Source organism: Pseudonocardia sp. KRD291, assembly GCF_019263595.1.
GTDB lineage: Bacteria > Actinomycetota > Actinomycetes > Mycobacteriales > Pseudonocardiaceae > Pseudonocardia.
Genome location: NZ_JADQDD010000039.1, coordinates 18,585 through 30,193, shown reverse-complemented (window position 1 = coordinate 30,193; position 11,609 = coordinate 18,585). Strand labels below are relative to the sequence as shown.

Genomic DNA, 11,609 nt, shown 5'->3' with positions numbered 1-11,609 from the left:
GCGGCCGAGACCGCGACCGGCCCCGGTCACTATGGCCACCCGACCGTCCACACCTGGCATCGTCATCTCCCCAGCATTCGTCGTCCATCCGGTCACCGGGGGCGGGAACTGCAGCGCCGTCTCCGGCTCGTACCCGGCGCCCGACACTCGCGCACGCAACTCGATCCGCTCGCCGTCCTTGGTCAGCCGGCCACACCCGGATCGCGTCTCACTTCACTCGATCATCACATAATCATTACACTGATTATGCTCTCGCGCTTCGCCTCGCTCACCCAGACGGACCTGTGGACCACCATCATACCTGCACCATCGTGATAATCGTCACGATTGAAGATCTGGAGGATCACCCCCATGACCGAGTCTCTGCGATGGGCCCTGGAGCGGGCCGCGATGGTCGCGGGCGAGCGCTCCGCGGTCATCGACGGCGACGTCAGGTTCGACTACACGACCCTGGCCGAGCGGGTCGACGCTCTCGGCGGAGGGCTGCAGTCACTCGGCATCGGCATGGGCGACGTGGTCGGTGTGCTGGCCCTCAACGGGCACCGACACCTGGAGTACTGGCTGGGTGTGCCGACCATCGGCGCCATCCTCAACGACCTCAATTTCCGGCTCAGCGAGGAGGAGCTCGCCTTCATCATCGACGACTGCGGCACCGTGGCCCTGGCCGTGGACGACACGCACCTCGAGGTGGGGCGCACGCTGCTCGAGCGGTGCCCGACGCTCACCACGCTCGTGCACATGGGCGCCGGCCCTGCCCCTCAGGGCATGGCCTCCCATGACGTGCTGGTCACCCACGCGTCGGGGACGCCGGTCACGCCGGCCCCCGACGACATCGCCGGCATCTTCTACACCGGTGGTACGACAGGGCGACCCAAGGGCGTGCTGCTCAGCCACCGCAACCTGGTCGCGAACGCGAAGCACGCCCTGCTCGCCATCCGGCACACCCAGAACGAGCGCTACCTGCACGCCGGGCCGATGTTCCACCTGGCTGACGGGTCACAGACCTTCGCAGTGACGTGGATTGGCGGGGTGCACGTCTTCGTCCCCGGCTTCGACGCCGATCTGGTGGGGCGGGTCATCGAGCGGGAGCGGGTGTCCCTGATGCTCATCGTGCCGTCGATGATCAACATGTTGGTGAACCATCCGGGAACCGCCAACCGTGACCTGTCCAGCCTGCGGCTACTGCTGTACGGCGCCTCACCGATGCCCGACCAACTCCAGCAGGCTGCGATGAAGCTGCTGCCGTGCGAGTTCAGCCAGCTCTATGGGATGACCGAGGCCGCCCCGCTGCTCACCCAGTGCACTCCGGAGGACCACCGGCGCGGAGCGTCCGGCGAGCAGCCGTTCGCCGGACGGCTGCGGTCGGCCGGGGCGCCGGTGATCGGGGTGCAGGTGGAGATCCACCGCGAGGACGGCACCCGAGCCGCGCCGGGGGAGGTCGGTGAGATCTGGGCCCGAGGCCCGAACATCATGGTCGGCTACCTCAACCGTCCGGAGGAGACGGCGGCCGCGCTCGACGCCGAGGGCTGGTATCACAGCGGCGACGCGGCGTGGGCCGACGAGCACGGATACGTCTACATCGTCGACCGGGTCAAAGACATGATCATCTCAGGCGGGGAGAACGTGTACTCGGCTGAGGTCGAGAACGTGCTCTACACCCATCCGGACGTCCTGGAAGCGGCCGTCATCGGAGTTCCGGACGGCTCCTGGGGCGAACGTGTGCACGCCGTCGTCGTGCCGCGGCCCGGCGCGGAGCCCTCGGTGGAGGACCTGGTCGCGCACTGCCGGGGCAGGCTCGGCGGCTTCAAGGTGCCCCGCACCGTGGACTTCCGTGCCGATGCGCTGCCCAAGTCCGGCGCGGGGAAGGTCCTCAAGCGCGAGTTGCGGGCCCCGTACTGGGCCGGGAAGGACCGGGGGGTCAATTGAGCCGGCGACCGCGCTCAGCCCGCGGCGTTTCCCCGACCGTCGAGCCACTCCTTGAACCGGCCGTAGTGCTCGGCCGGGTCGCGCTCGACGAATCGGGCGCGGGCGTGGCACAGCGGCCGGTCGTCGCCGGACAGGTACAGCTCGGCGTGGATGGTCCAGTGCCCGCGCTCGTCGCGGGACTCCGGCCAGGACCGCACGTCCAGCTCGCGATCCAGCGGGACGGGCCGCCGGAACGCCACGTTCATCTCGGCGGTCACCGACAGGACGGCCGCCGCGATCGTCACCGCCCCGCACGCCTCGTCGAGCGCGCCCATCACCGAACCGCCGTGCACGACGCCACCTGCACCCTCGTGCTCGGCGGAAAACCGGGCCGTGCCCTCGACTGCGCCGTTCTCGCCGCGACGCAGCACGAGGCCGAACCGGCACCGGCCGGCGGGCCGGCACCCCATGCACAACATCTTGTCGAACTCGATGCCGAACGGCGCAGCGCCGTCGGGGGACTCAACGGGGGCCGGGACGGCGCCCGGCCGGGCAGGCAGGCTCACCGGCGTCACGGTATCGCAACCCGGCCCGAATAACGCGGCTGGTGGTCAGCGATGTTAGTCACTGCTAACGTCCCGAAGCATGTCTGACCCGCTCGCCACACTGGCCGGCTTCGCCGAAGTCTCCCCGGGCCGGCTCGACCGCCCGTTCCTCGGCCTGCACCTCGAGTCCGCCGTCGCGGCCCTGCACGACGCCGGCATGGCGCCCGACGACGTCGACGGCCTGCTGTGCGTGGGCTCGATGATGGGCGAGTCCGTCGAGCACACTTTTCTGTCCGAGGAGATCCAGGACTCGCTCGGACTGCACAACCTCGGCCTGCAGCTCGGCGTGCAACTCGGTGGAGGAAGCCACCTGGCGATGCTCGGCGTCGCCACCCGGGCCATCCAGAGTGGGCAGTGCTCGGCGGTGCTGTGCGTATCCGCCGGGGTGTTCCCGCCGATCCGGGATGTCGGCCGCAACCTCATGACGATGACGTGCCACCCGGACTACGAGCTGCCCTACGCACCGTCGATCCCGACGTTGTACGGGTTGATCGCACAGTCCTGGCTCGACCAGGTCGGCCAGGGCCGGGAGGTATTCGCCGAGGCGGTGGCAGCCCAGCAGGAGTGGGCCGTCGCGCACCCGACGGCCATCGGCGCGGGCGCCGGACGGATCACGGTTGCCGAGGTGCTGGAGGCCCGGCACATCGCGGGGCCCTTCGGCTACCTCGACTGCTCCATCCCGTGCGAAGGCGGCGGCGCGTTCGTGCTGGTCTCCCCCGAACGAGCCCCGGGGCTGCGCCACCGCCCGGTGCACGTAGTGGGTATCGGCGAGGGCCACACCCACGGCTTCCTCACCTCGATGCCCGACCTGTCGCGGACAGGGGCGGTCCGCTCCGGGAACAAGGCATTCGCCGAGGCCAGTTTAGAGCCTGCTGATATAGACCTCGCCCAGCTCTACGACGCATTCAGCTCCAACCCATTGATGCTCATCGAAGAGCTCGGCCTAGCCGAGCGCGGCAAGGCGGTCGAGCTCTACCGCGAGGGCGCCACGCGGCCCGGCGGACGACTGCCGGTGAACACCAACGGCGGCCTGCTGCGGTTCGGGCACTCCGGCACGGCCTCGGGCATCTGCGGAGTCCTGGAGGCCTACCAGCAGATGACCGGCCGGGCCGCCGGCATCCAGGTCGACCGCACCGACCGGGCCGTCGTGCACGCGTACGGATCCATGTTGTGCAGCCACGTCACCGTCGTTCTGGAGGGCTCGTGACCACCTACCTGGACGGCCTGGCCGATCCCGAGGTCCTGCCGCGCGTCGATGAGGTCAACCGCGGCCACTTCGAGGCCGCGGCCCGGGGCAGGCTCGCGGTGCGCCAGTGCACCGCGTGCGACCTGCTGTTCCACTACCCTCGCCCGTTCTGCCCGCGCTGCCACTCCGCACGGTTGCGGTGGACCGACGTCTCCGGTGAGGCCACGGTCGTGGTCGCCGCGGTCGTCAGCCGGCCCCCGTGGAACGACCTTCCCCGCAGCGCGCCCTACACGGTAGTGATCGTGCGGCTGGCCGAGGGCCCGCAGATGCTGTCCACCGTCGAGCACTGCGATCCCGCATCCGTCGTCCCCGGGATGGCCGTCCGCGCCGCGTTCGAGCGCGTGGGCGACATCGGACTGGTCCGTTTCGTGCCCGCATCCTGAGCCGCCGACGCCGGGCCCGCCCGCACCCCTTCGGAGGAATCGTGACCATCGACCACGACCTGCACGCCAACCTCGTCACCCGGGTCAACGTCGGCGACATGCTGACCCGCAGCGCGTGGCGCAACCCCGACCGCGAGGCGGTCGTCGACGGCGCCCGCCGGTTCACCTACGCCGAGCTCAACGCGGAGGTCAACCGGCTGGCCCACGCGCTGCTGGCTGCCGGCTACCGGCGCGGCGACGTGCTCGCGCTGGCCAGCGGCAACAGCGCGGAGTTCCTCGCGACCTACTACGCCTGCGCCAAGACCGGTGTCGTCTGCGTGCCGGTGAACCTCGCGTGGGGACCGTCTGAGGTCTCCTACGTCCTGGAGCACTCCCGGGCCCGCGGCGTGGTGGTGGAGAGCCAGCTCGCCGGGCTCGTCGACGGCGCGCTGCAGCGCACCGAGGGCAGCGGTGTCGTCGACGTGGTCGTGGCCCCCGGGGCCGGGGCCGACTGGGCCGCCGGGTCGACGGGCACCTGGCGGGATCTGGCGACGTTCGTCGGGGACGCCGGGACCGGCGAGCCGGAGTGCCTGGTCGGCGACCGGGACGCGATCAGCTACCTCTACACCAGCGGCACCACCTCCGCCCCCAAGGGCGTGGTCAGCAGCCACGTCGCGGTCTACATCGAGTCGCTCAACGCCCCGCTGGTGCTGGGGATCGACGGCAAGGAGCGGTCGGTGGCGATGATGCCGCTGTTCCACACCGCGCAGCTCAACGGCTTCACCACGGGCCTGCTCTACATGGGCGGCACGCTCGTGCTGATGCGCGCGTTCGACCCGGCCGCTCTGCTGGCGACGATCGAGTCCGAGCGAATCACCCAGATCTTCGGGCTGCCGATGATGTACCGGATGATGATGGACCACCCCGACATCGACAAGCGCGACCTGTCCACGCTGCGGCTGGCCCTCTACGCGATGGCCCCGATGCCCGACACCGACCTGCGCCGCGCCATGGAGGTGTTCGGCTGCGACTTCGCGCTCGGCTTCGGGCAGACCGAGATGAACCCGATCACCACGGTGTTCCCACCCGAATATCAGCTCAGCCACGCCGGATCGGTCGGCTTGCCGGTGCCCAACGTCCAGGTCGGGATCATGGACGACGAGGGCAACCTGCTGCCCGACGGCGAGACAGGCGAGATCGTCTACCGCGGCCCGCACGCGATGGAGGGCTACCTACGCAACACCGACGCCACCGCCGAGGCGTTCGCACACGGCTGGTTCCACTCCGGCGACGTGGGCCGGTTCGACACCGACGGGCTGTTGTGGTTCGCCGACCGCAAGAAGGACGTGGTCAAGACCGGCGGCGAGAACGTGGCGTCCATCGAGGTGGAGAAGGCGCTCTACGAGGCCGAGCCCCGGATTCAGGAGGTCGTCGTCATCGGGCTGCCGCACGAGCGGTGGTCCGAGGCCATCGCCGCGATCATCACGCCCAAGCCCGGTGTGGAACTCACCGAGGAGGAAGTGCTCGCCGCGGCACGGAGCAGGCTGTCGGGGTTCAAGGTGCCCAAGGCGGTGCTGTTCGCCGACGAGATGCCCCGGACCGCGACCGGCAAGATCCAGAAGAACGTGCTTCGCGAACAGCACCGGGAGCACTTCCAGGGCTGACCGGCCGCGCCGCGCAGGGGCGCTACGTGTTCGGTCAGCCGCCGGACACCGAGGGGAACTTCGGCGCCCGCTTCTCCTTGATCGCCGTGGCGCCCTCGAGCACGTCGTCGTCGAAGAAGTTGAGCATCTCGTAGGCGAGCGAGGCCTCGAAGATCGGGCTGGCGTCGCGGATCCACAGGTTCAGCGAGCGCTTGGTCCAGCGCAGCGCGTGCTGCGGACCCGCGGCCAGCTTCTCCGCGACGGACAGCGCGGTGGGCAGCACCTCCGCCACCGGCCGGCACAGCGACACGAGCCCGATCCGCTCGGCCTCCCTGCCGTCGATGAACTCGGCGGTGAGCAGGTAGTACTTGGCCTTGGCCATACCGCACAGGATGGGCCAGATGATGGCTGCGTGGTCACCCGCGCCGACACCCAACCGGAGGTGCCCGTCGGTGAGCCGGGCGTCCTCGGCGATCACCGAGATGTCGGCCATCAGGGCTGCGGCCAGGCCGGCGCCGACCGCCACCCCGTTGATCGCCGAGATCACCACCTTCTGGCAGTTGGCGATGTTGTAGACCAGGTCGGCGGCCTCCTTGGCGATGGCAGCGATCTGCTTGAAGTCCTTGACCTGGTCGACGACCATGTCGAGGTCGCCGCCGGCGGAGAACGCCTTGCCCGCACCGGTGATCACCGCGATCCGCGTCGCGTCGTCGGCGTCGACGTCGAGCCAGACGTTGCCGAGTTCCCAGTGCAGCCGCTTGTTGGTGGCGTTGAGCCGGTCCGGCCGGTTGATGGTGATCAGCAGGACGCCGTCGGATGGGCGTTCGAAAGTCAGGTACTCGTACTTGTCGTAGTCCACGGGAGCTCCTCGCTCGTCGATGTGCGCAGGAATGGTCGGGGCTGGGCTAGAGGCCGATGTGCTTGGCGATGATCTCCTTCATGATCTCCGTGGTGCCACCACCGATCCCGAGGATCCGGGAGTCGCGGTAGTGCATCTCCACCTCGGTCTCACGCAGGTAGCCCATGCCGCCGTGCAGCTGCACCGCGGTGTCGACGGCCAACGCGCAGGCCTCGACGGCCTGGTTCTTGGCCATCGAGACCATCCGCACGTTGGTGTCCCCGGCGACGATGCGGTCGACCGCGACGCGGGTGTAGGTCCGTGCCACGTCGACGGCCGTCGCCATGTCGACGATCTTGTGCCGGACCACCTGCCGGGTCGAGAGCGGCCGGCCGAAGGTCTCCCGCTGCTTGACCCAGTCCAGGGTGAGGTCGAGGCAGCGCTGGGCGGTGGCGTAGCACTGCACGGCGAGGAACGCCCGCTCCACCTGGAACTGCCGCATGATCTGCAGGAAGCCGCTGTTCTCCGGGCCGACCAGGTTCGCCGTGGGCACCCGGACGTCGGAGTAGCCGAGCTCGGCGGTGTCGGAGCAGAGCCAGCCCATCTTCTTGAGGGTGCGCGAGACGGTGAATCCCGGCGTGCCCCGGTCCACCACGAGCAGCGAGATGCCGGACGCGCCCGGCCCGCCGGTGCGCACCGCGGTGGTGACGAAGTCGGCCCGCACCGCGGAGGTGATGAACAGCTTCGCCCCGTTGACGACGTAGTGGTCGCCCTCGCGGCGTGCGGTGGTCCGGATCCCGGCCACGTCGGACCCGGTGTCGGGCTCGGTGATGCCAAGGCTGCCGATCATCTCCCCGGCGAGGGTGGGCACGGCATAACGACGGATCAGTTCGGGGTCGCCGGATGCGACCAGGTGCGGGAGCGCGATGGTGTGGGTGAGCAGGCTGGCCAGCACCCCCGACGACCCACCCCCCTCGATCACGGCCTCGGTGAGGAGCACCAGGTCCCGCAGGTCGCCACCGCTGCCCCCCACCTCCTCCGGGAACCCGATGCCGAGCAGCCCGATCTCGGCGGCACTCCGGTGCAGCGACCGTGGCAGCTCGCCCGCGTCCTCCCAGTCCGGCAGGTGCGGCGCGATCTCCCTGCGGGTGAACGACAGGGCCAGGTCACGCAGGGCGAGCCGCTCCGGCGTCGTCCACGGGTCCTGCGGCGCAGCCGAGACGTCACGCTGGTCCAGCTGGGTCATTGGGGGCCTCCTCCGGTGTACCGGGCCGGGTTCCGCACCACCGAACGTGCGCACCCCGTTGTCGCGGGACGTTAGTAGCCGCTAACATAACTCGTCAGGAGATCGACGTCGATGCCGCCACGGAGGAGAAGTTGGTTGACGTGCTGCCCGACCGGGTCGACACGCAGACCCCGGACTACGTCGGCAACCGCGAAGGACTCACGGCACAGCTGACCGCGATCTCCGAGCAGCTGGCGCTGGCCAACGGCGGGGGCGGCGAGAAATACACGGCGCGCCATCGCAAGCGCGGAAAGCTGCTCGTCCGCGAACGGATCGAGCTGCTGCTCGACCCGGACACCGCGTTCCTGGAGCTGTGTCCGTTCGCCGCGTGGGGCACCACGTTCCCGGTCGGCGGCAGCGTGGTCGTGGGGATCGGTGTCGTCGAAGGCATCGAGGCGATGATCATCGGTCATGACCCGACGGTCCGTGGCGGGGCGTCGAACCCCTTCACCTTCCGCAAGGTCTTCCGCGGTATGGCGATCGCCCGCGAGAACCGGCTTCCGATCATCAACGTCGTCGAGTCCGGCGGAGCCGATCTGCCGACCCAGGCCGAGATCTTCGTTCCCGGCGGCCAGCTGTTCCACGACCTGACCCAGCACAGCGCCCTGGGCCTGCCCACCCTCGCGCTGGTGTTCGGCAACTCCACCGCGGGCGGGGCCTACATCCCGGGCATGTGCGACTACGTGGTGATGATCCGCAACCGCTCCAAGGTCTTCCTCGGCGGCCCACCACTGGTGAAGATGGCCACCGGAGAGGTGTCCGACGACGAGTCGCTCGGCGGCGGCGACATGCACGCCCGCACGTCCGGCCTGGCCGACTACCTCGCCGAGGACGAGCAAGACGCCATCCGTATCGGACGCCGGATCATGGCCCGGCTGAACTGGCGCAAGCTCGGTCCCGGCCCCACGATGCCCGTCGACCCGCCGGTGCTCGACCCGGACCAGCTGCTCGGCATCGCGTCGGTCGATCCGAAGGTCCCCTTCGACCCGCGGGACGTCATCGCCCGGGTGGTCGACGGCTCGGCGTTCGACGAGTTCAAGCCGCTCTACGGCACCTCGCTGGTCACCGGGTGGGCCTCGATCCACGGTTACCCGGTCGGTGTCCTGGCCAACGCCCGGGGCATCCTGTTCAGCGAGGAGGCCGAGAAAGCCTCCCAATTCATCCAGCTGGCCAACCAGGTAGACACGCCGCTGATCTTCCTGCAGAACACCACCGGGTACATGGTCGGCGCCGAGTACGAGCAAGGCGGGATCATCAAGGACGGCGCGAAGATGATCAACGCGGTGTCCAACAGCACCGTGCCGCACCTGACCATCGTCATGGGCTCTTCCTACGGCGCGGGCAACTACGGAATGTGCGGGCGGTCCTACTCACCGCGATTCCTGTTCGCCTGGCCGAACTCCAAGTCGGCCGTGATGGGCCCCGCGCAGCTGGCCGGCGTGCTCTCGATCGTGGCCAAGGAGTCGGCGGCGGACCGCGGCCTGCCCTTCGACGAGGACGCCGACGCCCAGATGCGCGCCGCCGTCGAGGGCCAGATCGAGCGCGAGTCGGTGGCACTGGCCAACAGCGGGCGGCTCTACGACGACGGGATCATCGACCCGCGCGACACCCGGACCATACTCGGGCTCTGCCTGTCCGTGGTGCACAACGACGAGGTCCGTGGCCAGCGTGGCTACGGCGTGTTCCGGATGTGACGGCGATGCCCGTGATCAAGAAGTTGCTGGTCGCCAACCGTGGCGAGATCGCCCGGCGGGTCTTCCGGACCTGCCGCGACCTCGGCATCGCCACCGTCGCGGTGTACTCCGACGCCGACACCGACGCCTGGCACGTCGACGACGCCGACGAGGCGGTGCGGCTGCCCGGCTCCTCCCCCGCCGAGACCTACCTCAAGGTCGACCGGGTGATCGCCGCCGCGCTGCGCACCGGTGCGGACGCCGTGCACCCCGGCTACGGCTTCCTGTCCGAGAACGCAGCCTTCGCCCGCGCTTGCGCCGCGGCCGGGCTGGTGTTCGTCGGGCCGCCGCCCGACGCCATCGACGCGATGGGCTCCAAGCTCACCGCGAAGGCGATGATGGCCGAGGCCGGTGTCCCGGTGCTCCCCGGCGGGGACGCCACCGGACTCGACGCCGAGGCGCTGCGCAAGCTCGGCGCCGAGGTCGGCTATCCGCTGCTGGTGAAGGCGAGTGCCGGTGGCGGCGGGCGCGGGATGCGGATCGTGGAGTCGGCCGACACGCTCGAGGAGTCCGTCGCCTCGGCGGCACGCGAGGCCACCTCGGCGTTCGCCGACGGCACCGTGTTCCTGGAGCGCTACGTGCAACGCCCCCGGCACGTCGAGATCCAGGTGATGGCCGACGTGCACGGCGGCACCGTCGCGCTGTTCGAGCGGGAGTGCTCGGTGCAGCGACGCCACCAGAAGGTGATCGAGGAGGCTCCCTCCCCGGTCGTCGGCGAGGAGCTGCGGGCCCGGATGGGCGCCGCGGCGGTCGCCGCGGCGCGGGCCGTGGGCTATGTGGGCGCGGGCACCGTCGAGTTCGTCCTGGACGCGAACGGCGGCGCCGACGACGGCACGTTCGCCTTCCTGGAGATGAACACGCGCCTGCAGGTCGAGCACCCGGTCACCGAGCTGGTCACCGGACTGGACCTGGTCCGCCTGCAGCTCCTGGTGGCGATGGGTGAACCGCTGCCCGCCGAGGTCCGCCGGCCGACGATCACCGGCCACGCGGTGGAGGCCCGGCTCTACGCCGAGGACCCGACGAAGGGCTACCTGCCCCGCACCGGCACCGTGCGCACGCTGCGGTTCCCCGAGCTCACCGGCGTCCGGGTCGACTCCGGGGTACGTGACGGCTCGGTGGTCAGCCACCACTACGACCCGATGCTCGCCAAGGTCATCGTCTGGGCACCCACCCGGGCCGAGGCGCTCGGAACGCTGTCCGCGACTCTGGCCGGTGCCCGGATCCATGGCCTCACGACCAACCGCGACCTGCTGGTCCGGGTGCTGCGGCACCCGGAGTTCGCGGGCCGCGGCACCGACACCGGCTTCCTGGACCGCCACGACGCCACCGAGCTCGGCGGGCTGCTCCTCGACGCCGACAGCGAGCGGCTGCACGCGGTCGCCGCCACCCTCGCCGGGGTCGCCGCCAACCGGGCGACCGCCCGGGTCCAGCCGAACCTGCCGGCGGGATGGCGCAACAACCCCTCCCAGCTGCAGCGTGCCGGCTGGACCTCGAGCGCGGGCACCGAGCTGCAGGTGTCCTACGCGGTGCACCGCGACCGTGTCGAGGTCGAGGTCGACGACAAGCCGATCGAAGACGTCGTCGTGCTCGGCCACGGCCCTGACCGCGTGGTACTGGAGGCGGCCGGGGTGCGGCGCTCCTACGCGGTGCTCCTCGACGGCGAGACCGCCTACGTCGACAGCAGTGCGGGGTCCAGCACGTTCACCCGGATCCCCCGCTTCGTCGACCCCAGCACGCTGAAGCCGGCCGGTTCGCTGACCGCGCCGATGCCCGGTTCGGTGATCCGGGTGCACGTGGCGGCCGGGGACGTCGTCACCGCGGGCCAGCCCCTGGTCGTGCTCGAGGCGATGAAGATGGAGCACTCGGTGACCAGCCCGATCGACGGTGTGGTGGCGGAGCTGCCGGTCGAGGTCGGCCGGCAGGTCGCCACCGGCGACCCGCTCGCCGTGGTCGAGCCCGTCGACGACGAGACGTAGTACGGACCACACGATC

10 protein-coding genes are annotated in these 11,609 nt (G+C 70.2%); 7 read left to right on the top strand and 3 right to left on the bottom strand.

Going from position 1 to position 11,609, the window contains the following annotated elements:
* Together I4I78_RS08440 and I4I78_RS08435 are read left to right on the top strand one after the other, a co-directional pair.
* Positions 1-315: hypothetical protein (locus tag I4I78_RS08440; protein WP_218610667.1), on the top strand; the 315-nt coding region annotated here is incomplete at its 5' end.
* A 36-nt stretch (positions 316-351) separates the two neighbouring features.
* Entirely contained in the window at positions 352-1,926 is a 1,575-nt protein-coding gene (locus I4I78_RS08435) for a long-chain-fatty-acid--CoA ligase (protein ID WP_218610666.1), read from the top strand.
* A 14-nt stretch (positions 1,927-1,940) separates the two neighbouring features.
* On the opposite strand, the gene I4I78_RS08430 is transcribed toward I4I78_RS08435, so the two are convergent.
* A complete protein-coding gene (locus I4I78_RS08430) occupies positions 1,941-2,471 on the bottom strand; it encodes a PaaI family thioesterase (protein ID WP_218610665.1) in 531 nt (176 codons plus the stop codon).
* A gap of 79 nt (positions 2,472-2,550) precedes the next feature.
* Here I4I78_RS08430 and I4I78_RS08425 point away from each other — a divergent pair, with 79 nt between their 5' ends.
* The 3 genes from I4I78_RS08425 to I4I78_RS08415 are packed head-to-tail and all read left to right on the top strand — an operon-like array spanning position 2,551 to position 5,782.
* Positions 2,551-3,717 carry a thiolase family protein gene (locus tag I4I78_RS08425; protein WP_218610664.1) on the top strand — a complete coding sequence of 389 codons (1,167 nt, stop codon included), beginning with the start codon at positions 2,551-2,553 and terminating at the stop codon, positions 3,715-3,717.
* Positions 3,714-4,139, top strand: coding sequence for a Zn-ribbon domain-containing OB-fold protein (locus tag I4I78_RS08420; protein WP_218610663.1), 426 nt, complete (start codon positions 3,714-3,716; stop codon positions 4,137-4,139). The genes I4I78_RS08425 and I4I78_RS08420 overlap by 4 nt, the downstream gene beginning before the upstream one ends.
* Before the next feature lie 41 nt (positions 4,140-4,180).
* Positions 4,181-5,782, top strand: coding sequence for an AMP-binding protein (locus tag I4I78_RS08415; RefSeq protein WP_308251976.1), 1,602 nt, complete (start codon positions 4,181-4,183; stop codon positions 5,780-5,782).
* A gap of 34 nt (positions 5,783-5,816) precedes the next feature.
* On the opposite strand, the gene I4I78_RS08410 is transcribed toward I4I78_RS08415, so the two are convergent.
* Together I4I78_RS08410 and I4I78_RS08405 are read right to left on the bottom strand one after the other, a co-directional pair.
* On the bottom strand, positions 5,817-6,620 hold the full coding sequence (locus I4I78_RS08410; protein WP_218610662.1) for an enoyl-CoA hydratase/isomerase family protein: 804 nt from the start codon (positions 6,618-6,620) through the stop codon (positions 5,817-5,819).
* 46 nt (positions 6,621-6,666) lie between these two features.
* Positions 6,667-7,845: an acyl-CoA dehydrogenase family protein gene (locus tag I4I78_RS08405; RefSeq protein ID WP_218610661.1), complete on the bottom strand. Its 1,179-nt coding sequence runs from the start codon at positions 7,843-7,845 to the stop codon at positions 6,667-6,669.
* A 131-nt stretch (positions 7,846-7,976) separates the two neighbouring features.
* On the opposite strand from I4I78_RS08405, the gene I4I78_RS08400 reads away from it, so the two are divergent.
* On the top strand, positions 7,977-9,578 hold the full coding sequence (locus I4I78_RS08400; RefSeq protein WP_226379333.1) for a carboxyl transferase domain-containing protein: 1,602 nt from the start codon (positions 7,977-7,979) through the stop codon (positions 9,576-9,578).
* Positions 9,579-9,583: 5 nt separating this feature from the next.
* A complete protein-coding gene (locus I4I78_RS08395) occupies positions 9,584-11,593 on the top strand; it encodes a biotin carboxylase N-terminal domain-containing protein (RefSeq protein ID WP_226379332.1) in 2,010 nt (669 codons plus the stop codon).
* Positions 11,594-11,609: the final 16 nt, after the last annotated feature.